Consider the following 25,058-nt stretch of genomic DNA (forward strand, 5'->3'; position numbering starts at 1 on the left):
GCTTCGGCGGCAGGCTAGGCAATGGACAAGAAACACGCGGTGAAAATTCCCGAACATGTCGCCATCATCATGGATGGCAATGGCCGATGGGCGAAGAAGCGCGGCTTGCCGCGCACCGTTGGCCACAAGAAGGGCGTCGACGCTGTGCATGAAGCCGTTCGCGTTGCTGCGGGCGCCGGCATTTCCTATCTGACGCTGTTTGCCTTCTCCTCGGAAAACTGGACGCGGCCGGAGACCGAGGTCAACGACCTCATGGGCCTGCTCAAGACCTTCATCCGCGGCGATCTGGCGGAGTTGCATGCGGAGAATGTCCGCATCAAGGTGATCGGCTCGCGCGAAAACCTGCGCGGTGACATCCTGCCGCTGCTCATCGAAGCCGAGGAAACTACCAAGACCAATAGCGGCCTGACGCTGGTGATCGCCTTCAACTACGGCTCGCGCGACGAGATCGCGCGCGCGGCACGCAAGCTGGCACGCAAGGTGGCAGCGGGCGAGATACGCGTCGAGGACATCAATGCGGTCGCGCTCGATCGTGAACTCGATACATTCGGCATCCCCGATCCGGATCTGGTGATCCGCACCTCGGGCGAGGAACGGCTGTCGAATTTCCTGCTCTGGCAGGCCGCCTATGCGGAACTGCTGTTCATTCCCGATTTCTGGCCGGACTTCAGCCGCGAAACCTTCTATGCCGCGCTGGCATCCTATGCGAATCGCGAGCGGCGATTCGGTGGCGTTATCGACGTCGCGGCCGTGTCCTGATGAGTTCCGAACTCCGGCTGCGGATCATTTCAGGCATCATCATGGCCGCCATCGTGCTTTTGGCAACCTGGCTCGGCGGCATTTCCTTCCGGCTGCTGGCGGCGCTGATCGGGCTGTTGATTTACTATGAATGGTCCACGATCACCGGCATTGCCCGCAACGTCACGGACAAGTTCTCCACGATCTTCGGCTGGGTCTGCGTCGGGCTGGTGGCACTGGAAGTGGCCTTCCGGTCGATCGAGACGGCGATCGTGCTGCTTTTCGGCTTCACGCTCGCTGCCATCGTCATCAACCTCGTCCGGCGCAAATCGATGTGGTTGCCAGCGGGCATTTTCTATGCCGGCCTCTCGGCGGTATCGCTGGCCGCGTTGCGCGGCGCCGACCTGAATGGCCTGATCACCATCCTGTTCATCTTCGCGATCGTTTGGGCGACCGACATTCTGGCCTACTTCGTGGGCCGGGCGATCGGAGGCCCCAAGCTCGCGCCACCGATCTCGCCGGGCAAAACCTGGTCGGGCGCGATTGGCGGGACCATTGCCGGCATTATTGCAGGTGTGCTGGTGGTCTATTTCGCGGGCGAATCGTTGAGCATCTGGCATGCGGTCATCGCCGCTGTTCTGTCGATCGGCTCGCAGATCGGCGATCTCTTCGAATCATGGATCAAGCGGCGTTTTGGCGTCAAGGATTCGAGCAGGCTGATTCCCGGCCATGGCGGTGTCATGGATCGCGTCGACGGGCTTGTTGCCGCCTGTTCCCTCGCATTCCTCGTCGGATTGCTGCTGGCTGCGATGAACGGAAGCCTGATCTCAAGCGCGAGCGGCATTGTGACCGGCAACTGATGCGCCTATATCACGGGCTCGACAACGACATTTGAAGGAGAGCGGCACGATGGCCGTCATTACGGGTTTTTTCGGGCTGCTGATTGGCTATATCCTGCCCTTCCTTGTCGTCATCTCGCTGATCGTCTTCATTCACGAGATGGGTCACTATCTCGTGGGCCGCTGGAGCGGAATCAAGATCCTCGCCTTCTCCTTCGGCTTCGGCCCTGAACTGGCGGGCTTTACCGACAAGCACGGCACCCGCTGGAAGATTTCGGCGATCCCGCTCGGCGGCTATGTGCGATTCTATGGTGATGCCGATGCAGCAAGTGCGCCGGACTTCGAGGGTCTCGAAAACATGACGCCGGAAGACCGCAAGCGGTCCTTCATGGGGGCTGACCTGTGGAAGCGTGCGGCTACGGTGGCCGCGGGACCGATCGCCAACTTCATTCTGGCGATCGTCATCCTGACCGGCATCTTCCTGTCCTTCGGCAAGTATGTGTCAGATCCCGTCGTCACCAAGGTCAATGCCGGCAGTGCCGCCCAAATCGCCGGCGTGCTGCCGGGCGACTATCTGCTGGCGCTCGATGGCAATGCCGTGGAAACCTTCGACGACGTCCGCCGCTATGTCAGCGTTCGTCCCGGCATTCCGGTGACGCTGACCATTCGCCGCGAAGGAAAACCGATCGAGCTGAAAGTTGTGCCAAAACTGACCGAAATCAAGGACCAGTTCGGCAACAAGATGGAGCTTGGAATCATCGGCATCCTGACCGGCAAGGCGGAGGGAAATCTACGAATCGTCACCTTCTCGCCAGGCGGGGCGGTGGTCGAGGCGACCAAGGAAACCTGGAACATTGTCACGGGAACTTTCGATTATATCGGAAATTTGATTACCGGCCGGATGAAGGCCGATCAGCTCGGCGGGCCCATCCGCGTGGCGCAGGCATCCGGGCAAGTCGCCACTTTGGGCTTCGTGGCACTGTTGCATCTCGCTGCCGTTCTTTCAGTTTCGATTGGATTGCTTAATCTTATGCCGGTTCCGGTACTTGATGGCGGCCACTTATTGTTTTATGCGATCGAAGCTCTTCGCGGCAAACCTCTGGGGGAAATGGCGCTGGGGGTGGCCTTCCGCATCGGGATGGCGCTGGTGTTGTCGCTGATGGTGTTTGCCACGTGGAACGACATCACTTCGCTGTTCGGATAGGAAGTAACCGGACTACGCAAGGAACTGTTTACCGTGTTTTGATGACAAAGTGACCAATACGCCACGCATAGAAATGAAGTAAACAGAATTTAACCAACTCCCTTGCTTGTATGTAAAAAGCAGGTAAAACGGCAATCGTGGCCCAGCTCGGCCGCAGTGCCCGTGCCGTGTAACGGAAGAAGGTAAGACTTTAAAATGAATGGTAGTTCACGATTTCGGAACGCAGTATCGGGCTTGGCAATTTCCGCCAGTGTTTTGACTTCTGCAGGATCGATGGTGCTGGTAACGCCGAGCTCATCTCAGGCAGCTGTGATCCGCAACATCGACGTGCGCGGCGCGGAACGAGTGGGTGCCGATACCGTTCGTTCGAGCCTTACGATCGTTCCTGGCAAGGATTTCTCCAACGCCGATATCGATGCCTCCATCAAGCGGCTTTATGCTACCGGCTTCTTCTCGGATGTACGCATCAGTGTCTCGGGCAGCACGCTTGTCGTGTCCGTCAACGAGAACCAGCTGATCAACCAGATCGTCTTCAACGGCAACCGCAAGATCAAGGATGAGAAGCTCATCCTGCTCGTCAAGAGCACGCCGCTCGGTCCCTATAGCGAAGCCGGCATCGAGGCCGACCTTCAGGCGCTGCGTCGCGCTTATGCCGAAATCGGCCGCTCGGATGTGGAGATCACCGTGCAGACCGCACCGGTCGGCAATGGTCGTGTCAACGTGGCCTTCGTCATCAATGAAGGCGATCGTACCAAGATCGATCAGATCAACTTCACGGGCAATAATCATTACGGCTCGACCCGCCTGCGCTCGCTGATCAACACCAAGGAATCGGGATGGTTCTCCTTCATCACCCGCAAGGACATTTATAACGAGGACAAGCTGCGCGCTGACGAAGAAGCGCTACGCCAGTTCTACTATAACCATGGCTATGCCGACTTCCGCGTGATCTCGTCGAATGCGACGCTTGATCCGACCACCAACAAGTACACGATCAATTTCGACGTCGATGAAGGCGAGCGTTACACGTTCGGCGCCATTAATGTCGAAAGCACCGTCGACGGCGTTGATGTCGAAGAGCTGAAGGGCCTGACTGAGAGCCGCGAAGGCAAGACCTACCGGGCCGGTGATGTGCAGAAAACGATCACCGCAATTTCTAAGCGCGTCGCATCGGCAGGTTATCCGTTTGCGTCTGTGACGCCGCGCGGCAATCGTGATCTCACCAACAAGACCATCTCGGTCGACTATCTCGTCGATCAGGGCCAGCGTGCCTATATCGAGCGCATCGAAGTTCGTGGCAACACGACCACGCGCGACTATGTCGTTCGTCGCGAGTTCGATGTCAGCGAAGGCGATGCATTCAACCAGTCGCAGATTGCTGAAGCCAAGCGTCGCCTTGAGCGCCTTGGTTACTTCTCGACCGTCAATATCACGACCTCGCCGGGCAGCGCGCCAGATCGTGTCGTTGTTATCGTCGACGTGGTCGATCAGCCCACGGGTAACTTCGGTATCGGTGCAGGCTATGCAACCGGCGGCGAAGGCTTCATCCTCGAGGCGTCCGTGGAAGAAAAGAACTTCCTCGGCCGTGGTCAGTACATTCGCGTTGCAGCGAGCGGCGGTGCCGTGACGCGCAATTATCAGATTTCGTTCACCGAGCCTTATTTCCTCGGTTATCGACTGGCGGCGGGTTTCGACCTCTTCAAGTCGGAAAGTGAGCTCTACGACAACTACAGCTACAACGATCAGGGCTTCTCGCTGCGCGTGACCGCGCCGATCACCAACGATCTGACCACCACGTTGCGGTACACGTATCGCGAAAGTGATTATACGTCTGACAATCCGGATGATTTGTCGATACCATACCAGCATGTGGTCGAGGGCAGTCCTTGGTTGACGTCGTCGGTTTCGGCTGCGCTGAATTACAACACCCTCGATACGGCTGTATTGCCACACGAAGGCATCGTCGCATCGTTTACGCAGGAAGTTGCCGGCCTCGGTGGGGATTCCGATTTCTATAAGATCAGCGCCAAGGCGCGTGGTTATTATACAATGTCAGACGAGTGGGATATCGTCGGTTCGCTTTCCGGTGCTGCTGGTACGATGCTGTCGACAACGGGCAAGAATCTCAACGTGTTTGATCAGTTCTCGCTCGACAGCAACGATATCCGCGGTTTCGGGAATACCGGTGTCGGCCCGCGCATGAAGACCAATGACGATCCGCTCGGAGGTACGACCTACTTCACCGCATCGGCCGAAGTGACGTTCCCGATGCCTGGCCTCTCGCCGGACGCCGGTTTCCGTGGCGGCTTCTTCGTCGACGCCGGTACGCTTTACGGCAACGAAGTGAAGCTGAGCAAGGCGGCGAAGGCAGACCTGGAGCCGGGCAGCGACGACATGCATTTGCGTGCCGCGGCTGGTGCCAGCGTCATTTGGTCCTCGCCATTCGGCCCACTTCGCGTCGACTACGCGATCCCGTTCATGAAGCAGGATTACGATATCATCCAGAGCCTCAAGTTCGGCATGTCGACGTCGTTCTGATAAATTACGGTCCAGGGCGTCGCGGTGTAGCGAGCCCTGGGATGGTGAATAATGACCCATTCGGAATTTTTTCCGCCTCATGGGGGCTTGCGGCTTGATGATCTTGCCGCTGCCCTCAATTCGCGCTTGGTAAATGAGGATGCCGCAGGAGAGATCATTTCCGCAGTGTCTCCCGTTTACCGGGCGAAAAAAGGCGATATTTGCTACATCCTTTCCCGCAAGAGCCGGGCTGAGTTTGAGACCTGCGAAGCGTCTGCGGTGATCTGCGATCAGGCACTGGTTTCGCTTGTTCCGTCCCATATTCCCGTGCTGATCAGCGACAACGCCCATGTGGCATTTGCCAAGGCCGGTGCCATGCTGCATCCCCAGGCCATGCAGCCATTGCCTGTCGTGGACATCGCCGCGGGCAGCATTCATCCCTCGGCCTTCGTCGATCCCACCGCGGAACTGGAAGCGGGCGTGACGGTCGAGCCCATGGCGGTTATCGGCGCGCATGCGAAGATCGGCGCCGGGAGCTATATCGGGGCAGGGGCAATCGTCGGCCAAAGCGTCAAGATCGGCCGGGACTGTTCGATTGCCTCAGGTGTCACGGTCATCTGCGCCTATCTCGGCAACAACGTCATTCTTCACAATGGCACGCGCATCGGCCAGGATGGTTTTGGCTATGCGCCGGGACCGCGCGGCATGGACAAGATCGTCCAGATCGGCCGTGTCATTATCCAGGACAATGTCGAGATTGGCGCCAACACCACCATTGATCGCGGCACCATGGACGACACCGTCATCGGTGAAGGCACGAAGATCGACAACCAAGTGCAGATTGGTCACAATGTGCGCATCGGCCGCCACTGCGCGCTGGTTTCGGGCGTTGCAATCGCCGGCAGCACGCGCGTTGGGGACGGCGTGCAGATTGGCGGAGCCTGCGCGATCAAGGGTCATATCACCATTGGTGACGGGGTGCAGATAGCCGCCTTCAGCGGCGTGACGACGAATATACCGGCGGGGGAAAAGTACGGCGGTATTCCGGCACGTCCGATCAAGGATTTCCTGCGCGACATGGCGGAAATCATGATGAAGTCGGAAAGACGAACCAAAGGGGGATCGAAGTAGATGGCTGACGAACATAAGAAAACCCTTGCGTCGCTGGATGTGATGGCGATCATGAAGCTGCTTCCGCACCGCTATCCGTTTCTGCTGATCGACAAGATCATCGAGATCGATGGTGATGAATCGGCCATCGGCATCAAGAACGTGACGTTCAACGAACCGCAGTTCCAGGGCCATTTTCCTGATCAGCCGATCATGCCTGGCGTGCTGCTGATCGAAGCCATGGCCCAGACCGCTGGCGCCATCTGCGCCCTGAAGTCGACCGGCGAGGCCAATCTCGTCTACTTCATGACGATCGACAACGCCCGCTTCCGCAAACCTGTCGTGCCGGGTGACCAGGTGTATTTTCATGTCACCAAGCAAAGGCAGCGCGGCAATATCTGGAAATATCACTGCGATGCCAAGGTAAACGGACAACTCGTCGCTGAAGCCGATGTCGGCGCGATGATGATGTCCAAGGAAAAAGTATGAGTATGATTTCTAAGACCGCGCACATTCATCCGATGTCGATCGTCGAGGATGGCGCAGTCATCGGCGAAAACGTTAGGATCGGACCGTTCTGTCATGTCGGCCCGCATGTGCGGCTCGGCGATGGCGTGGAGTTGCTGAGCCACGTTTCCGTCACCGGTCGCACGACGATCGGCAAGAACACCAGGATATTTCCGTCTGCCGTCATTGGCGCCGATCCGCAGAGCGTGCATCACGCCGGCGAAGAAACCACGCTGACGATCGGCGACAACAATACGATCCGTGAAGGCGTGACGATGAACACCGGCACTGCCGGCGGTGGTGGCGCGACCGTTGTCGGAGACAACAACCTGTTTCTTGCCTATAGCCATGTCGCCCATGACTGCAAGCTCGGCAACCATATCATCATGTCCAACAATGTGCTGCTTGCAGGCCATGTAACGATCGCGGACCGGGTCATCCTCGGCGGCGGTTCTGCCGTGCATCAGTTCAGCCGCATCGGCAAACAGGCCTTTGTCGGCGGGCTGACGGGCGTCGCCTATGACGTCATTCCCTATGGTATGCTGAACGGCAATCCGGGCGTGCTGGGTGGCCTCAACGTGGTCGGCATGAGCCGTGCCGGTATTCCGCGCGAAACCATCCATCGTGTCCGTAGGGCCTATAAGGAAATCTTCGAGGGCGATACGTCGATCCGCGTGGCTGCGGCCGCCATCCGGGAAAAGTATCTCGATTGCCCTGAAGTGATCGAGATCCTTGATTTCATCGCGGCTGATGCGGAGCGCGCGATTTCGTCTCCGAACAGGGGAAATAGAACCTGACCGAAAAGCCTGGGGGGGAGATGGTCGGCAATGAAAAGAAGGGCCGTTTGGCAATCATCGCAGGTAGTGGCAAACTTCCTCTTTACGTAGCGGAAGCCGCGCGGCTGGCCGGCGAAGATCCGTATATTTTCGCGCTGAAAAACGAATCCAGCGCCGATTGGTCAGCTTACGAACACATCAAGATCGGCTTGGGGGAAATCGCCCAGTTCAAGCGGTTGGCGACACAGCTCGGTATCGGCCGCATCATCATGTCCGGCGGCGTCTCGCGCCGTCCGCCGATCACCGAGATCAGCCTCGGTCTGAAGGGGCTTTTGAAAATCCCGACGATCTTTCGCAAGCTGGCGGCAGGTGGCGACAATACGGTGCTGACGGGTGTGATCGAGTTGCTTGAGACGGACACCCGCAAAGTCATCAGCGTACAGGATATCGCGCCATCCCTGCTTGCCGAACTCGGCCCCGTCGGTGCCGTGGTGCCTGACCGGGACAGCTTGAAGGATATCGCCGCCGCTGCGAAGGCTGCGCGGCTGATCGGACAACTCGACATTGGCCAGGGTGCAATCGCAGTTGGTGGCCGCGTGGTGGCGCTGGAGGGCCCCGAAGGCACGGATGCGATGATGGAGCGCATCGGAGGCCTCAAGGAGGCCGGACGCGTCTCGGTGAAGCGCAGGGGCGTGCTGGTGAAGCTTTGCAAGCCGCAGCAGGATCTCCGCGTCGATCTGCCGTCTGCGGGCCTTGCCACGATCAAGAATGCCAAGGCGGCGGGCCTTGCGGGTGTCGCGCTCGAAGCCGGGCGGTCGCTGCTGCTCGATGCCGACGAGGTGCGGGCCTTTGCGGATGCCAACGGCATGTTCGTCACCGGCATAGATCCGGACGCCACGGATCTGTCGGCATGAGCGACAAGCCGCTCAGGATCGCGGTGATTGCCGGCGAATCTTCCGGCGATCTTTTGGGCGCTGACCTGATTGCGGCAATCAAGGCGAAGGTCGGGCGCGAAGTCGAGCTGATGGGTGTCGGCGGGCCGGCGCTAACGGCGGTTGGACTCACGCCGCTATTCGACTTTGCAGAATTGTCTGTTATGGGCGTCAGCGCGGTGTTGCAGAAGCTGCCACGCCTGATATCGCTGATCGGGCGCACAGCGGATGCGGTAATACAGGCGATGCCTGACGTGCTTGTTATCATCGACAGCCCGGATTTCACCCATCGGGTTGCCAGGAAGGTGCGCAAGGCGCTACCCGATATCCCCATCGTCAATTATGTCTGCCCGAGCGTCTGGGCCTGGAAGGAGTACCGCGCCCGCGACATGCTTGCCTATGTCGATCATGTGCTGGCTGTCCTGCCTTTCGAGCCGGCGGTGATGCAGAGGCTTGGCGGACCACCGACCACCTATGTGGGCCACAGGTTGAGGACCCTTCCGGCGCTGCTGGCGGCGCGCACCGAAGTCGAAGCACGGCGGCAACGAAGCGACAGGCAGAAGTCGATGCTGTTGCTGCCGGGCTCGCGCGGCGTGGAGATCCGCCGCCTGCTGCCCCTGTTTGGCGAAACGGTGCGCCAGCTCCGCGAACGTGGCGGCGAGTTCAGGCTTCTGTTGCCTGTCGTGCCGCATCAGGAGCAGCTCGTGGGCGGCATCGTCAAGGACTGGCCGTGCCAGCCCGAAATCTTCGTGGGCGATGCGGAGAAATGGCGGGCGTTTGCGCAGGCCGATGTAGCGCTTGCCGCCTCTGGCACGGTGTTGCTCGAACTGGCACTGGCAGGCATTCCGTCGGTCTCGACTTACAAGACCGATTTCTGGATCCGCCTGGCTCTGAGCCGCATCAAGGTGTGGAGCGGCGCCCTGCCAAACCTGATCGCCGACTATCCGGTCATGCCGGAATTTTTTGACGAATTCATCCGCCCATCAATGCTTGCCCGACTGCTCGAGCGGCTCGCCGCCGATACACCAGCGCGCGCTGCGATGCTCGCCGGTTTCAGCGATGTCTTCGATCGTATGGAGACGGAGCAAGGCCCAGGCGCGCATGGCGCCGACATCGTCCTCGATCTCGTCAGCAACAAAAAAACCGGCCATCGCTGACCGGTTTCTTCATGTTCGGAAAACGCTGGCTTAGCGCTTGGAAACCGGCACGTAATCGCGGGTCGGTTCGCCGATATAGAGCTGGCGCGGCCGGCCGATGCGCTGCTGCGGATCTTCGATCATTTCGTTCCACTGTGCAATCCAGCCGACCGTACGGGCGAGCGCGAACAGCACCGTGAACATTTCCGTCGGGAAGCCCATCGCCTTGAGCGTGATGCCCGAATAGAAGTCGATGTTCGGGTAGAGCTTCTTTTCGATAAAGTAATCGTCGGAAAGCGCGATGCGCTCGAGTTCCATGGCGACTTCGAGCAACGGATCGTCCTTGACGCCGAGTTCGCCGAGCACTTCATGCGTGGTCTTCTGCATGATCTTGGCGCGCGGGTCGTAGTTCTTGTAGACGCGGTGACCAAAGCCCATGAGACGGAACGGATCGTTCTTGTCCTTGGCCTTGGCGATATATTGCGGAATGCGCTCCACCGAGCCGATTTCAGCCAGCATGTTGAGCGCCGCTTCATTGGCGCCGCCATGGGCAGGACCCCAGAGGCAGGCGATGCCGGCCGCGATGCACGCGAACGGATTGGCGCCAGACGAGCCGGCCAGACGCACAGTCGAGGTCGAGGCGTTCTGCTCGTGGTCGGCATGCAGGATGAAGATGCGGTCCATGGCGCGCGCCAGAACCGGGTTCACCACGTAGTCCTCGCAGGGAACTGCAAAGCACATGCGCAGGAAGTTGGCGGCATAATCGAGATCGTTCTTCGGGTAAACGAAGGGCTGGCCGATATGGTACTTGTAGGCCATGGCAGCGATCGTCGGCATCTTGGCGATCATGCGCAGGCTGGCAACCATGCGCTGGTGCGGATCGGTGATATCCGTGGAGTCGTGGTAGAAGGCCGACAATGCGCCGACGCAGCCGCACATGACGGCCATCGGATGCGCATCGCGACGGAAGCCGGTGAAAAAGCGGCTCATCTGCTCATGCACCATGGTGTGGTGCGTAACGCGGTGGTCGAAGTCCTTCTTCTGGACCGCCGTCGGCAATTCGCCATAAAGCAGCAGGTAGCAGACTTCGAGAAAATCGCCGTGTTCGGCCAGCTGGTCGATCGGGTAGCCGCGATGGAGGAGCACGCCTTCGTCGCCGTCGATATAGGTGATCTTCGACTCACAGGAAGCGGTGGACGTAAAACCCGGATCGTAAGTAAACGAATTGGTCGCTTTATAAAGCGGCGCGATGTCTACGACATCCGGGCCGATCGTCCCCGATTTAACCTGGAGATCCACCTGCTTGCCGTCTATCGAGATGAACGCCTTTTTATCAGCCATGATTTCCTCCATTCAGGAACGGGCGGCAGCCTTAAAGCTGCCAGATTATAATGCGGGATTCAGCTATATGATTTCCCGGGCGATGCCAAGCGGTGCCTTTTTGCGCGGCATTTTTGCGTCGCCGTAAAGGCTTGTGGCACTGCAATAAGTGGAAATCAAAAGGATTCTTTTGAGCTGAAAATTTAATCGATTGAATAATCGTTCAGCGTTGACCATACGCTGCAAGTCTCTGATCGCAGTTGCCAAATCCAATCTTCGGTTGCACTATCATCCTCCGGGGCATGGGCAAGCCGAATGGTTTTCGAGACCAAAATAGCGGGCGACAAATTGGCGCATCCCGGTGATGCGGCGAGGGCGCGACTCACGCCGCTGCCCGGCGCGATCAACCGGCCGTCGCCGATAGCCATCGAGACCCGAAAAGGCTCTGAACTGGGTGCGGTCGTCGGCCAATACTGGCTGCGACTCAAGACATATTGCATCGCTGGACTTCGCGAGGAAGCGGAGTTCGGCCATCTGTTTTACTGGTCGCCCGTGCTGCTGGGGGCGGGAGCTGCGACCTGGTTTGCGCTGCCGCAGCCGTGGCCGCTGCAGGGTATCGCACTTGTTCTGGTGCTGTCGCTGGTGCTGGTTTTCTTCGCCGGCCATTTTCGCCCGATGGCGAGAACAGTGGGTCTGGTAGGAACCTTGATCGCAGCCGGTGCACTGCTCGCAGTCATTCAGTCCTTCCGGACTGAAACGATCGTGCTCGACACCCCGGTGACGACGACAATCCGGGGAATCGTCCGAGGCAAGGAGGCTGATGCCGAAGGCCGCTGGCGCTACGAGATTCGCTTGCTGGAGACAGAGAAGCCAGCATTGAAGCGTCGGCCGCTGAATATCAAGATCACCGCTCTCGGCAAGCACGAACCTTTCGCTCTGGGCGCCGGTATCGAGGGCAGGGCGCGGCTGTCGCCACCGTCCGGTCCGGCACTGGCCGGCCTCAACGATTTCGCCTTCGACGCCTATTTCGGCGGCACGGGCGCATTCGGCTTCTTCTACGGCAAGCCGAATGCGTGGTCTCCGCCCAGCGACAAGGCGGCGGAGCGCGGAATGATGGTCGAGATCGGCGAGATTCTGGAGACGGTTCGCAATCACGTCGGTCAGCGGATCCGTACAGTGCTACCGGGAGATACAGGCGCTTTTGCCTCCTCGATGGTGACAGATGACCGGCGCGCGATCTCCAAGGAAACCACCGAGGCGTTGCGGCTGGCGGGCTTGGCCCATATCATCGCGATCTCCGGGTTGAACATGGCGCTGGCGGCCGGGATTTTCTTCGTCGGCTTGCGGCTTCTGCTCAGCCTGTCTCAGGAACTCTCTCATCGACTGCCGGTCAAGAAGATCGCCGCCGGTGGTGCGCTGATCACGGTGACCCTCTACTACCTGATTTCCGGTTTTGCTGTGTCGGCCGAGCGCGCCTATATCATGATGGCGATCATGCTGACGGCGGTGTTCTTCGGGCGGCCCTCGATCAGCCTCAGGAATGTCGCGCTCTCTGCATTGATCATCCTGGTCCTGTCACCATCAGCCGTCATGGGACCGGGCTTCCAGATGTCCTATGCCGCGACGCTTGCCTTGGTCGCCGGCTATGCTGCATTCCAGCGCCGGGCAAACCGGCCGGGCTGGTTAGCCGGCATAAACTTTCTCAAACCCTTCGTTCCGGCGTGGAAATTCGTCGCAGGCATTTTCATGACCTCGCTGATCGGCGGCCTGTCGACGGCCTTGTTCTCGATCGAGCATTTCCACCGTATCGCCGCCTGGGGGTTACCTGCCAATCTGCTGGCCATGCCGGTGATCTCATTCATCGTCATGCCCTTCGGCCTGCTGGCGCTGATGGCCATGCCGTTCGGCATGGACTGGCTACCGCTGAAGATCATGGGTTTCGGGCTTGATGTGACGATATCCGTTGCCAAATGGGCGGCATCACTGGGCGGTGACGTGGTGGTGGGGCGGATTCCGCCGTGGCTGTTCATTGGCCTCACCGCATCGCTTGTCGTGTTGGCGATCATGCGTTCCCGGCTGCGGTTTCTGGGCGTGGCACTCGGGGCAGGGCTGCTGAGCATGTCCTTCGTGTTGCCGGCCGCCAGACCGCCCGACATCATCGTCTTCGAGGACGGCAGCCTGGTCGGCATCAGGACGGCGGGCCAGCTTGCAATCAGCAAGGCGCGGCCATCCGATTTCATTGCGGAGCAGTGGCAGCGTGCATTGCGTGCCGAAGAACTGGTCAAACCGATCAAGGCCACACGGAAATCAATCGCCGAAGCAAAGCCCAAGGAACGCCGCCTGTCGAAGGAGCAGATCGACATGGCACGCAAGGACATCATGCATGTTCTGGCGATGAAGGAGACCGATCGCTTCATCTGCCGAGAGCGGCACTGGTGTGCGGCGACGCTTGCCAGCGGCTGGAAGATCATCATTGCGGAAAATGGCGGCTACACCGGGCTCGCCTGCGATCTCGGCGATATCGTCATCACGCCAGCACGGCTGAAATGGAACGGTTGCCGGTCTGGCTCGTTGCTGTTTACCGGCGAGTCGTTGCGGCGGACAGGGACAGTCGAGATCTTCTTGCCCGGCGAGGACGAACCGCCGGAGAACATCAGGCTCGTCAACGCACTGGAGACGGCGAACCGCCCATGGGACCGCCACAGGCTGTATGACTGGAAGACGGATGCCTTTCCGGAGGAGAAGGTCGAGGAGTGATCAACCCGGCTCGCGCAGCACCAGCACGCGGCAGGCATCGCTAGGCTGCAGTGCTGGCCCATTCGGTGGCCGGATGATCAATGCATCGGAATTGGCAAAGATCTTCATCTGCGAGGAATCCTGCTTGCCGTAGGAATGCGCTTCCAGTTGGCCATCCGGCAGGCGAACGAGCCGGGCTCGCAGGTAGTCCTGCCGGTGGTCGTTTTCGGACAGGGCAAGCGCCGTGACCGCGTCGCGTTCGCGGTTGGGTCGAGGCAGGTGGGCCATCTTGGCGATCAGCGGCTCCAGGAAAAGCAGCGAGCAAACCATGCTTGACACGGGATTGCCCGGTAGACCCAGCACGCGCGTTTCCCCCAGCGCGCCGACCATCAGCGGCTTGCCCGGCCGCATGGCGATGCGCCAGAAATCCAGCACCATGCCGAGCTCGGTCAGTGTCGACTGGACGAGATCGTGATCGCCGACCGAAGCCCCGCCCAGCGTAACGATGACATCGGCGTCACGATCCAGCGCCAATTTGACAGCGTTGCCGATCAGCTGGCTGTCGTCGGGGACGATGCCGAGATCAAGCACATCGGCACCGGCGGCAACGGCCAAAGCTGAGACCGCATAGGTATTGGAAGCGACGATCTGCCCGTCTCCACGCGGCTCGCCCGGCTTCACCAGTTCATCGCCGGTGGCGATAATGGTCACGAGCGGCTTCCTGTAGACGGTGACTTCGGCGTGATTCATGGCGGCTGCAACCATAAGCCGGCCGGGATCGAGGATGTCTCCGGGATGCAGGATCGTCTCGCCTTTGAGGAAATCCTGGCCGCGCGGGCGGATATGGCGGCCCGCATCGATGACGAAGGTGTTTTCGATCGTGCCATCGGCATGCTTGATCGCATCTTCCTGCAGCAGCACCGCATTGGCGCCTGCCGGGACCGGCGCCCCGGTGAAGATGCGCACCGTTTCGCCGCGACCAACGGTTCCGGAATATCCGTGCCCTGCGGCCGATTCGCCGATGACCTTGAGCCGCGCGCCGACCGCAGCGACATCAGCCGATATGACGGCATAACCATCCATGGCCGATGCGTCGAATGGCGGCTGAGTGAGGCCGGCTGCCACAGGCTCGGCCAGCACGCGACGGTCGGCGTCGATCAAGGCGATGGTTTCGGTTCTGGCAATCGGCATGCCACTGGTCAGCAGCCTCGCCAATGCTTCCTCGACGGGCAGCAGTGCCATCAGCTCTCCAAGTCAGCACGAATGAAATCGCCGGACTTGCCTCCCGATTTGCTCTTCAGCCTGATATGGACGATCTCCATCGCCTTGTCGGCGGCCTTGGCCATGTCGTAGATGGTCAGGCAGGCGACCGAAGCGGCCGTCAGCGCTTCCATCTCGACGCCGGTCTTGCCGGTGAGCTTGACCATCGCCTCGACCCGCAGGCCCGGCAGATCCCGGTCCGGCGTGATATCCACGCTGACCTTGGAGATCATCAGCGGATGGCAGAGCGGAATGAGGTCGGATGTCTTCTTGGCGGCCATGATGCCGGCCAGTCGCGCGGTGCCGATCACGTCGCCCTTCTTGGCATCGCCGGAGAGAATGAGATCAAGCGTCTCCGCCTTCATCCGGATCGCACCTTCGGCGATAGCGATGCGCACCGTCTCCGCCTTGTCGCCGACATCGACCATATGGGCTTCGCCCTGCTGATTGATGTGGCTGAGGCCGGATGCCATGGTCATTCCGCCGCAACTGCGCCCGCTGCCGCGCCGGTCAGCAGCGCTTGCGTGGCCGCAGCCACATCGTCCTTGCGCATCAGGCTCTCGCCGACGAGGAAGGTGCTGATGCCGGATTTTGCGAGCCGCTGGCAATCCGCATGCGTGAAAACGCCGCTTTCGCCAACCAGCAGCCGATCATCAGGCACCATGGTGGCCAGGCGTTCGGAGACTTCGAGGCTGACTTCGAAGGTGCGCAGATTGCGATTGTTGACGCCGATCATCGGTGACGCGAGCTTGAGCGCTCGCTCCATCTCTCCCTCGTCGTGCACCTCGATGAGCACATCCATGCCAAGTTCGAACGCGGTATCCTCGAGCGCCCTGGCTTCGTCATCGCTGAGCGATGCCATGATGATCAGGATGCAATCGCCGCCCCAGGCGCGGGCCTCATAGACCTGATAGGGCACGAACAGGAAATCCTTGCGCAATGCGGGCAGCGTGCAGGCGGCACGGGCGTTGGTGAGGAATTCGGGTGCGCCCTGAAAGCTCGGTCTGTCGGTCAGTACGGAGAGGCAGGCAGCACCGCCCGCCTCATACGCCTTGGCAAGCGAAGGCGGATCGAAGTCGGCGCGGATCAGGCCCTTTGACGGGCTGGCTTTCTTGATTTCAGCGATGAGCCCGAACTGGCTCGCCGAGTGCTTGGCGCGGAGGGCATTGAGAAAGCCGCGTGGGGCATCGACATCGGCGATCTGCGCCTTCAGGTCTGCAAGCGAAACGGTGGCCATGGCAGCGGCGATCTCTTCGCGCTTGTAGGCTTCGATCTTGCGGAGGATGTCGGTCATGTCGAAAACCTCACGAGTTGGAGACGGCAACCAGCCGATCGAGCGCAGCTTTGGCGGCACCCGATGTCAGGGATTGCTCGGCTAAGGCCACGCCTTCCATTATGTTCTGCGCTTTGCCCGCGACAATCAAGGCAGCGGCGGCATTGGCGACCGAGATATTGCGATAGGCGTTCTGCGCGCCCTCCAGCACCGATCTGAGCGCTGCCGCATTGTGCTCGCCGTCGCCGCCGCGAATCTCGGCCAGCGTGATCTCCTCCATGCCGAAATCACTCGGCATCAGGGTGAATTCGCGGATCTCGCCATTCTCCAGCGCCACGACATGGGTCTGGCCGGTCAGCGTGATCTCGTCGAGGCCGTTGCCATAGACGACCCATACATGCGTCGAGCCGAGATTTTTCAGCACTTCGGCGATAGGACGAAGCCATTGCTGGGAATAGACACCCAACAACTGCCGCTTGGCGCCGGCGGGATTGGAGAGCGGGCCGAGCAGGTTGAAGATCGTTCTGGTGCCCAGCTCCACGCGGCTTGGACCGACAAAGCGCATGGCCGAGTGATGCGCCTGGGCAAACATGAAGCCGATGCCGGCCTCCGAGATGCAGCGTGCCGTGACATCCGGCGTGATGTCAAGCTTGACGCCAAGCGACGAAAGCGCATCGGCGGTGCCCGACTTGGAACTGACGGCACGATTGCCATGCTTGGCAACCGGCACGCCGCAACCGGCGACAATGATCGAGGCCAGCGTCGAGATATTGTAGGTGTGGGCGCCGTCGCCCCCGGTGCCGACGATGTCGACCGCGCCTTCGGGCGCTTCGACCGCGAGCATCTTGGCGCGCATGGTCATGACGGCACCAAGAATCTCATCGACAGTTTCACCGCGGATGCGCAGGCCCATCAGCAACGCGCCGATCTGCGTTGGCGTTGCTCCGCCCGACATCATGATGTCGAAGGCGTCGCGCGATTCGTCCGCGGTGAGGGGTTCGCCGCTGGCGACCTTAGCGATGTGTGCCTTCAGATCAGCCATGCAAACGATCCCCCCGATCCGACCAGATTAACGAACCATCAGCTGATTGGCGAGCGTACGGTTGAACGTGACGCCATATTCCTGACGTAGCTCGCTGACGAGCTGGGCAAGGATGTCCTGGCCGGCAGCATTGGCGAACTGCTTGATCTGGGCTGTCTTGTCGTCGAGCGCGTCGGTCTGGACATTGGTGTTGACCTCTGTGACCTGCATGACGATGCGGCTCTTCGGATCTGCACCGGCAGCGCTGGTGACGAAGCCATCGGGGCCGCCGAAAGCCGCATTGATCGCAGCCGTGCCGAGAACGGCATCGTCCATGCCACGCTGTAGAGCGGTCTTGGTTTCGACGGCGATCTTCAGGCCAGTCGCTACATCTGCCATCTTGGCGCCAGCGACGACCTGCTTGGCGACGTCTTCGGCCTTCTTCACCAGAGCAAGGTTCTGCTGCTGGGCCGTCCAGTCGGCGACGACGCGATCCTTGACTTCGTCGAGCGTACGGTCACGGTCGGGCGTGATGTCGCTGACTTCGAACCACACGTAGCCGCCATCATCCAGCGTCAGCGGTAGGGCTTCGACACCGGTTTCCGTCTTGAAGGCTTCTGCAAGCAGCTTTTCGCTGGATGGGATATCCTTGACCTCAACATCTTTCGGGTCATGGCCGCTCGCATCGATTGCCGGAATGGTGACCGACTTCAGCTGCAGCTGCTTTGCCACTTCGGGCAGTGCTGCACCCGAGGCGCGTGCATCCTCGAAGCGGTCGTAGACGCCCTGAATCTCGTCGTTGGCAAGCACAAGCGCCAGCTGCTGACGGATGTTGTCCTTGACGTCATCGAGCGTCTTGACCGATTCCGGGCGAATGTTGGTGACGCGCATGATGACGGGTCCCAGCAGGCCATCAGCGACGGCTGTAACGGCGCCTTCGGTCTTCACGGCAAAGGCGGCATCGGCCATCGTCTTGTTGGGCATCTTGTCCTTGGTGAAGTCGCCAAGCAGCACGTCGGTGGGTGTCTTGCCCTGTTCCGCGACCATCTGGTCGAAGGTCGTGCCAGCTGCAAGCTTCGCAGCGGCGGAATCGGCAGAAGCCTTGTCGGCAAAGGTCAGTTGCTCGATCGTGCGCGTTTCGGGCGTACGATAGGTATCCTTGTGCTTCTCATAATCCTGCTTGACCTGCTCATCAGTGATGGCCGACTTGTCGGCGATGTCGACCGGTTCGAGCTTGACGTAGGAAACCTTGCGATATTCCGGGGCGCGATACTTTGCCTTGTTCTCGGCAAACCACTTTTCAAGAACACCGGCTTCCGGCGGCTTGACGGCGTCGATATTGGCATAGGTCAGGATGAGGTAGTCGATGCTGCGCCGCTCGCTGGCATAGGCCTGCAGCGCATCCGTCAATGTCTTGGGCGCTTCAAAGCCGCTGGTGATCGCATCGGTGATCTGCGAGCGCACGGCTTCCTTGGACTTGGACTGCAGATAGTCCTCGGCGCGGATCTGAGCATTGTAAAGGCGCTGTTCCATCAGGCGGCGGCTGAACGCGCCGGTCTCGTCATGGAAACCGGGCTCCTCCTGAATCAGCTGCAGCAGGCGGTCTTCGGAAAGGCCGAGCTTCATCTGATTGGAAAGCTGGTCCAGAGAAGCATCCGACACGAGCTGGTTCAGCACCGAGCTTTCAACGCCAAAGGCCTTGGCCTGCTCAAGCGTCAACCGTGTGCCGAAGCGCTGCGAAAGCGCGGCCATGGCATTCTGGAAGGTGAAACGGAATTCGCTGTTGGAAACCTTCTGATCGCCGACAGTGACGACGGAATCGTTGGAAGAGGCGAACATGGAACTATGAACGCCCCAAATGCCAAAGGAACCCACCAACAGTATCAGCAGTGCTTTTGCGATCCAGGTCTTGGCGGCCTTGCGTAGAAGTTCGAGCATCTCTTCCCCAAAATCTTCATTCTTGAACGGCGCCGCATTTCGCGAGCGCACCAGGAGGGCGCCGCAATCCTTCGATGCGACGCGCGTGGTAGGCTTTTAGACATTGGGGGGCAGGGGTGGCAAGTTTATTTTTGGCAGGCGTCCCGAGCCTCGGCGCTTCCCGCATGGGCATCTCACAAGGCGTCCGTTTGTCACAACCAAAAGTAAGATTAATGGGGAAATCCGCTTTACAAAAATATTATTATATGATTTTTAAACCGCGCTGCCAGATGCAGCGATTTTTGGGAGGAAATCCATGAAATTGTTTAAAGCACTCGCCGGTGCTACGGCTCTTGCCGTCACCATGTTCGCCGCTTCGCAGGCCATGGCAATCACGGTTGGTTTTTCGCAGATCGGCTCCGAGTCCGGCTGGCGCGCCGCCGAAACCACGGTCACCAAGCAGCAAGCCGAAAAGCGCGGCATCGACCTGAAATTCGCCGATGCCCAGCAAAAGCAGGAAAACCAGATCAAGGCCCTGCGCTCGTTCATCGCCCAGGGCGTGGACGCGATCTTCGTGGCTCCAGTTGTTGCAACTGGCTGGGACGACGTGCTGACGGAAGCCAAGGAAGCCAACATTCCGGTGTTCCTGCTCGACCGTACCGTCGATAGCGACAAGTCGCTCTACCTGACCGCCGTCACGTCCGACCTCGTCCATGAAGGCAATGTCGCCGGCACCTGGCTCGCCGATGCGACCAAGGGCAAGGACTGCAACATCGTCGAGTTGCAGGGCACGACGGGTTCTTCCCCCGCCATCGACCGCAAGAAGGGTTTTGAGCAGGCGATCGCCGAGCACAAAAACCTGAAGATCATCCGCAGCCAGACCGGCGACTTCACCCGCACCAAGGGCAAGGAAGTCATGGAGAGCTTCCTCAAGGCAGAGAACGGCGGCAAGAACATCTGCGCGCTCTATGCCCATAACGACGATATGGCCGTCGGTGCCATCGAGGCGATCAAGGAAGCCGGACTGAAGCCAGGCAAGGACATCCTCGTCGTTTCCATCGACGCCGTTCCGGATATCTTCAAGGCCATGGCTGCCGGAGAAGCCAACGCCACTGTCGAACTGACCCCGAACATGGCCGGCCCGGCATTCGACGCGCTCGACGCCTACCTCAAGGACAAGAAGGAACCGCCGAAGTGGATCCAGACCGAGTCCAAGCTCTATACGCCGACATCGGAAGACCCGATGAAGGTCTATGAACTGAAGAAGGGCCTCGGCTACTAAGCGACAGCGCAATGTCGGCCGCCGGGTCATTGCCCGGCGGCCGGTGCCTGTATTTGCCTGTTGTGCCCATCGAATGAACACGTGACGCTGCAAGCGCTTTACTGCTTTGCATCGCGGTTTCATAAGGCAGGGGGAGCCATGATGATGCCTGACGGCCAGCCATATATTCTCGAAGCCAAGTCTATTTCCAAACGCTTTCTCGGTTCGGTGGCGCTCGACAACGTCGATTTCGGCCTGCGGCGTGGCGAAGTGCATGCGCTGCTCGGCGAAAACGGTGCCGGCAAATCGACGTTGATCAAATGCCTGACCGGAGCCTATCGCCGCGATAGTGGCTCGGTCACTCTTGACGGCAACGAAATCGATCCGCGCGACACGTTCGAGGCGCAGTCCTACGGCATCGGCACTGTCTACCAGGAGGTCAACCTCCTCCATAATCTTTCTGTTGCCGAAAATCTGTTTCTGGGGCGCCAGCCCATGCGGTTCGGCATCACCCGCACGGGCGAGATGAACCGCCGATCCCAGGCATTGCTTGCTCAGTATGGGCTCGACCTCGATGTCCGGATGCCGCTGTCGAACTTCTCCGTAGCGATCCAGCAGATCATTGCCATCGCACGCGCCGTCGATCTTTCCGGCAAGGTGCTGATCCTTGACGAGCCGACCGCCAGTCTCGATACGCATGAAGTCGAGATCCTGTTCGGCATTATTCGCGACTTGAAAAAGCGCGGGCTCGGCATCGTCTTCATCACGCATTTCCTTGAACAGGTCTATGCGATATCGGATCGCATCACAGTACTCCGCAACGGCAAGCTGGTGGGTACGCGCGACAGGGCGGCGCTGGAACGCAAGGATCTCGTATCGATGATGCTCGGTCGGGAGTTGATCGAAGAGACGCGGCATGCTGCCGAACAGACAATCACCGCCGGCAAGACGCGCTTTCATTTCAAGGGGCTCGGTCGCAAGGGCGCCATCGAGCCATTCGATCTCGATATCGCCGAAGGCGAGGTCGTGGGTCTTGCCGGATTGCTCGGCTCCGGCCGCACCGAGACCGCTGAAGTCATGTTCGGCGCCAGGCAGGCCGACCAGGGTTCGGTCGAGATTGAGGGGAAGGTGACCAGCATCTCCTCGCCCCAGGCGGCAATCGCCAACGGTTTCGGTTTCTGCCCCGAGGACCGCAAACTCGACGGCATTATCGGCGATCTGTCAGTGCGGGAAAACATCATCCTGGCGCTGCAGGCCCGCAAGGGCTGGTCGCGACCGCTGTCACGCTCCGAGCAGAATGCGCTGGCCGACCATTATATAAAGGCACTGGATATCCGCACCGATGGGCGCGAAAAGCCGATCAAGCTGCTGTCCGGCGGCAACCAGCAGAAGGCGATCCTGGCGCGCTGGCTGGCCACCGATCCCAAGCTGCTGATCCTCGACGAGCCGACGCGCGGCATCGATGTCGGCGCGCATGCGGAGATCATCAAGCTCATCCGCGATCTCTGCGCCAAAGGCATGTCCCTGGCCGTAATTTCCTCGGAAATTGAAGAGCTTGTCGCCTATTCCTCACGTATCCGGGTGCTCCGGGATCGCAAACATGTCGCTGAACTCAACGGGGGTGAAATGACCGCGAATGGCATTATCCAGGCGATTGCCGCTACGCATGAAACAGCCGACGGCCAAGGATCAGAGGCATGAGCACTGCCATATTTCGGCGAATTCTGCCGCAGGTCATCACGCTTGCCGTCGTGCTCTTGCTCAACGTGCTGCTGTTTCCTGACTTCTTCAATGTTTCCCTGCAGAATGGCCGCCTCTATGGCAGCGTCATCGACGTGCTCAATCGCGGTGCACCGGTGGCTCTGGTGGCGATCGGCATGACGCTGGTGATTGCCACCAAGGGCATCGATCTGTCCGTCGGCGCCATCGTGGCGATCTGCGGAGCGCTGGCTGCCGCATCGATCGTGGCCGGCCATGGACTGGTCTACACAATCGCGATAGCGCTCGCCATGGGCATTGCCTGCGGCGCCTGGAACGGCTTCCTGGTCTCGGTACTGAACATCCAGCCGATCGTCGCGACGCTGGTGCTGATGGTCGCCGGTCGCGGTATTGCGCAGCTGATCACGGAGGGGGCAATCCTGACCTTCGACGATGCGGGCCTGGTGTTCATCGGCAGCGGCACCGCCCTTCATCTGCCCATGCCGGTCGTCATCTGGGTGCTGTTCGGCATTGCTGTCACGCTGCTGGTGCGCAAGACTGCATTGGGCCTGCTGGTCGAGGCGATTGGCATCAACCGTCAGGCCAGCCAGCTTTCGGGCGTGCGGACAACGGCGCTGCTGATGGCTGCCTATATGCTTTCCGGCCTTTGCGCCGCCATTGCCGGCCTGATCGTCGCTGCCGATATCAAGGGGGCAGACGCCAATAACGCTGGCCTCTGGCTCGAGCTCGACGCGATCCTTGCCGTCGTGGTCGGTGGCAACTCGTTGCTGGGCGGACGCTTCAGCATCATCGGCTCGCTGCTGGGCGCGATGATCATCCAGGCGATCAATACCGGCATCCTGACCTCCGGCTTTCCGCCGGAATACAATCTGATCATCAAGGCGGTGATCATCGTGGTGATCCTGATCATCCAGTCACCACGGATCGGCGATATCGCGGCTTATTTCAGAAAGAGCCAGCCGACGAGCAAGGGGCCGGCACAATGAGATCGAAATACCTGCCGCTGTTTGCGACAATCCTTATTTTCCTTATCGCCTATGCGCTGTGCGTCGCGCAGTTTCCGAACATGCTGTCGACGCGGGTGATCGGCAATCTCCTGACCGACAATGCGTTTCTCGGTATCGCTGCGGTCGGCATGACCTTCGTGATCCTCTCAGGCGGCATCGACCTGTCGATCGGCTCGGTGATCGCATTCACCGGCGTGCTGATTGCCGTTCTGCTGCGTGACACCGGCATGCATCCGATCTTTGCCTTCATTATCGCGCTGGCGATCTCGACAGCGTTCGGTGCGGCAATGGGTGCGATCATCCACTATCTCGAAATGCCGGCTTTCATCGTCACACTTGCTGGGATGTTCCTCGCCCGAGGCATGTCCTTCGTGCTGTCGATCGATTCGATCCCGATCAATCATCCCTTCTACAAGGTGATGAAGTCCTTCTACTGGGTCGCGCCGGGCGGCGGGCGGATCACGCTGATCGGCGGCGTCATGCTGCTGGTCTTCGCCGTCGGCATCGTCATTGCCCACAAGACGCGCTTCGGCACCAATGTCTATGCGCTGGGTGGTGGTGTGCAGACGGCGCGGCTGATGGGCGTGCCGGTCGGCCGCACGACCGTGCAGATCTATGCTTTGTCGGGGTTTCTCGCTGGATTGGCAGGTATCGTCTTTTCGCTTTACACCTCCGCCGGCTACTCGCTCGCAACCGTCGGTGTCGAGCTTGACGCGATCGCGGCAGTCGTGATCGGCGGTACGCTTTTGACCGGTGGCGCAGGATTTGTTGCGGGAACATTCATAGGCATATTGATTCAGGGCCTCATACAGACGTACATCACGTTTGACGGGACACTTTCCAGTTGGTGGACAAAGATCGCTATCGGTCTTCTGTTGTTCGCCTTCATTCTGATGCAGAAGGGGACTTTGCTGCTATCAAGGGTGGATAAGAAAGCATGAGGGGGGAGGACAATTTGCGCAAAGGTGTGCTCGAGACAATGATGTCAGGCAGAAAGGCACGGACCAGCCATTCGCAGGTCGTCGACGAACTCGGCCGGGCCATCATCGCCGGAGACTATCCGGTTGGTGCGACGCTGCCGGGTGACCTCGATCTTGCGCAACGGTTCAAGGTTTCACGCACTGTTCTGCGAGAGGCGATGAAGACGCTCGCCGCCAAGGGCCTGATCGTGCCGCGTGCCCGCATCGGAACGCGGGTCACGCCGAAGAACCAGTGGAACCTATTCGATGGCGATGTGCTCACCTGGCATTTCCAACGCGGCGTGGACGAAGAGTTCCTGACGCATCTCAGCGAAATCCGCCTGGCTTTCGAACCTTATGCAGCCCAGCTTGCGGCCGAAAACGCCAATGACGACGACATCAAGCATCTATATCAGCTCGCCGCCGAGATGGGCGATCCTGGGCACACGCCGGAAACGTTGGCGGTCGCGGATTTGAAATTCCACCTTGGTGTCGCCGAAGCATCGCGCAATCCGTTCATGCGGACCGTTGGCACTCTGATCGAGGCGGCCTTGGTCGGCATTTTCAAACTGAGCTCGCCGCCACTTGGCGATAGTCGTACCGCCGAGATTTCCGCATCGCATCGGCTGATCGTCGATGCAATTGCCAAGCATGACCGCGAAGGTGCGGCGGACGCGATGCGCGATGTCATCTTCACGGGCCGCGATCGGGTGAAAACGACGCTGGAGAGCTAGCAACGCGCGGCGAGGGGGAGAGGGCATTCGCTCGGCTCTCCCGGCCTATTTTGCCTGTCCATCTTGTGGATTGGGTTGCATGGCTCTAGGTT

21 protein-coding genes are annotated in these 25,058 nt (G+C 59.9%); 15 read left to right on the top strand and 6 right to left on the bottom strand.

Annotation, left to right across the window (positions count from 1 at the left end; translation table 11 throughout):
- Positions 1 to 21 precede the first annotated feature (21 nt).
- The 9 genes from ACXHRN_RS11155 (at position 22) to lpxB (ending at position 9,780) form a co-directional block, all read left to right on the top strand.
- Positions 22 to 759: an isoprenyl transferase gene (locus tag ACXHRN_RS11155; protein ID WP_488641382.1), complete on the top strand. Its 738-nt coding sequence runs from the start codon at positions 22 to 24 to the stop codon at positions 757 to 759.
- Positions 759 to 1,598 (top strand): phosphatidate cytidylyltransferase, encoded by an 840-nt coding sequence (locus ACXHRN_RS11160; protein WP_488641383.1) that lies wholly within the window; start codon positions 759 to 761, stop codon positions 1,596 to 1,598. Before ACXHRN_RS11155 ends, ACXHRN_RS11160 begins: the two co-directional genes overlap by 1 nt.
- 49 nt (positions 1,599 to 1,647) lie before the next feature.
- Positions 1,648 to 2,781 carry an RIP metalloprotease RseP gene (rseP, locus tag ACXHRN_RS11165; RefSeq protein WP_488641384.1) on the top strand — a complete coding sequence of 378 codons (1,134 nt, stop codon included), beginning with the start codon at positions 1,648 to 1,650 and terminating at the stop codon, positions 2,779 to 2,781.
- 195 nt (positions 2,782 to 2,976) lie between these two features.
- Complete coding sequence (bamA, locus tag ACXHRN_RS11170) at positions 2,977 to 5,319, top strand: outer membrane protein assembly factor BamA (protein ID WP_488641385.1); 2,343 nt, start codon at positions 2,977 to 2,979, stop codon at positions 5,317 to 5,319.
- Positions 5,320 to 5,370: 51 nt separating this feature from the next.
- Entirely contained in the window at positions 5,371 to 6,429 is a 1,059-nt protein-coding gene (gene lpxD, locus ACXHRN_RS11175; RefSeq protein ID WP_488641386.1) for a UDP-3-O-(3-hydroxymyristoyl)glucosamine N-acyltransferase, read from the top strand.
- A complete protein-coding gene (fabZ, locus tag ACXHRN_RS11180) occupies positions 6,430 to 6,897 on the top strand; it encodes a 3-hydroxyacyl-ACP dehydratase FabZ (RefSeq protein WP_488641387.1) in 468 nt (155 codons plus the stop codon).
- A complete protein-coding gene (lpxA, locus tag ACXHRN_RS11185; protein WP_488641388.1) occupies positions 6,894 to 7,712 on the top strand; it encodes an acyl-ACP--UDP-N-acetylglucosamine O-acyltransferase in 819 nt (272 codons plus the stop codon). The genes fabZ and lpxA overlap by 4 nt, the downstream gene beginning before the upstream one ends.
- A 20-nt stretch (positions 7,713 to 7,732) precedes the next feature.
- A complete protein-coding gene (locus ACXHRN_RS11190) occupies positions 7,733 to 8,605 on the top strand; it encodes an LpxI family protein (protein ID WP_488641389.1) in 873 nt (290 codons plus the stop codon).
- On the top strand, positions 8,602 to 9,780 hold the full coding sequence (lpxB, locus tag ACXHRN_RS11195) for a lipid-A-disaccharide synthase (protein WP_488641390.1): 1,179 nt from the start codon (positions 8,602 to 8,604) through the stop codon (positions 9,778 to 9,780). Before ACXHRN_RS11190 ends, lpxB begins: the two co-directional genes overlap by 4 nt.
- A 30-nt stretch (positions 9,781 to 9,810) precedes the next feature.
- Here the strand turns inward: lpxB and gltA are convergent, their stop codons facing one another.
- A complete protein-coding gene (gltA, locus tag ACXHRN_RS11200) occupies positions 9,811 to 11,100 on the bottom strand; it encodes a citrate synthase (RefSeq protein WP_488641391.1) in 1,290 nt (429 codons plus the stop codon).
- Between the two features lie 294 nt (positions 11,101 to 11,394).
- Here gltA and ACXHRN_RS11205 point away from each other — a divergent pair, with 294 nt between their 5' ends.
- Entirely contained in the window at positions 11,395 to 13,836 is a 2,442-nt protein-coding gene (locus tag ACXHRN_RS11205) for a ComEC/Rec2 family competence protein (protein ID WP_488641392.1), read from the top strand.
- On the opposite strand, the gene ACXHRN_RS11210 is transcribed toward ACXHRN_RS11205, so the two are convergent.
- Genes ACXHRN_RS11210 through ACXHRN_RS11230 form a run of 5 tightly spaced genes read right to left on the bottom strand, consistent with a single transcriptional unit; the run spans position 13,837 to position 19,307 of the window.
- Entirely contained in the window at positions 13,837 to 15,057 is a 1,221-nt protein-coding gene (locus ACXHRN_RS11210) for a molybdopterin molybdotransferase MoeA (protein WP_488641393.1), read from the bottom strand.
- Complete coding sequence (moaC, locus tag ACXHRN_RS11215; RefSeq protein WP_488641394.1) at positions 15,057 to 15,554, bottom strand: cyclic pyranopterin monophosphate synthase MoaC; 498 nt, start codon at positions 15,552 to 15,554, stop codon at positions 15,057 to 15,059. The genes ACXHRN_RS11210 and moaC overlap by 1 nt, the downstream gene beginning before the upstream one ends.
- Complete coding sequence (trpC, locus tag ACXHRN_RS11220) at positions 15,551 to 16,369, bottom strand: indole-3-glycerol phosphate synthase TrpC (protein ID WP_488641395.1); 819 nt, start codon at positions 16,367 to 16,369, stop codon at positions 15,551 to 15,553. The genes moaC and trpC overlap by 4 nt, the downstream gene beginning before the upstream one ends.
- 10 nt (positions 16,370 to 16,379) lie before the next feature.
- Complete coding sequence (gene trpD / locus ACXHRN_RS11225; protein WP_488641396.1) at positions 16,380 to 17,390, bottom strand: anthranilate phosphoribosyltransferase; 1,011 nt, start codon at positions 17,388 to 17,390, stop codon at positions 16,380 to 16,382.
- Between the two features lie 27 nt (positions 17,391 to 17,417).
- On the bottom strand, positions 17,418 to 19,307 hold the full coding sequence (locus ACXHRN_RS11230) for a peptidylprolyl isomerase (RefSeq protein WP_488641397.1): 1,890 nt from the start codon (positions 19,305 to 19,307) through the stop codon (positions 17,418 to 17,420).
- Between the two features lie 295 nt (positions 19,308 to 19,602).
- Between ACXHRN_RS11230 and ytfQ the strand changes: the two genes are divergently transcribed.
- From ytfQ to ACXHRN_RS11255, 5 genes are all read left to right on the top strand, one after another.
- Positions 19,603 to 20,568, top strand: coding sequence for a galactofuranose ABC transporter, galactofuranose-binding protein YtfQ (gene ytfQ, locus ACXHRN_RS11235; protein WP_488641398.1), 966 nt, complete (start codon positions 19,603 to 19,605; stop codon positions 20,566 to 20,568).
- A gap of 144 nt (positions 20,569 to 20,712) precedes the next feature.
- Positions 20,713 to 22,248, top strand: coding sequence for a galactofuranose ABC transporter, ATP-binding protein YtfR (gene ytfR / locus ACXHRN_RS11240; RefSeq protein ID WP_488641886.1), 1,536 nt, complete (start codon positions 20,713 to 20,715; stop codon positions 22,246 to 22,248).
- Positions 22,245 to 23,252, top strand: coding sequence for an ABC transporter permease (locus ACXHRN_RS11245; RefSeq protein ID WP_488641399.1), 1,008 nt, complete (start codon positions 22,245 to 22,247; stop codon positions 23,250 to 23,252). Before ytfR ends, ACXHRN_RS11245 begins: the two co-directional genes overlap by 4 nt.
- Positions 23,249 to 24,214 (top strand): galactofuranose ABC transporter, permease protein YjfF, encoded by a 966-nt coding sequence (gene yjfF, locus ACXHRN_RS11250; RefSeq protein ID WP_488641400.1) that lies wholly within the window; start codon positions 23,249 to 23,251, stop codon positions 24,212 to 24,214. Before ACXHRN_RS11245 ends, yjfF begins: the two co-directional genes overlap by 4 nt.
- Positions 24,215 to 24,228: 14 nt before the next feature.
- Positions 24,229 to 24,966, top strand: a complete 738-nt coding sequence (locus tag ACXHRN_RS11255; protein ID WP_488641401.1) for a FadR/GntR family transcriptional regulator — start codon at positions 24,229 to 24,231, stop codon at positions 24,964 to 24,966.
- Positions 24,967 to 25,058: the final 92 nt, after the last annotated feature.

This window comes from Shinella sp. OV683 (assembly GCF_057787725.1).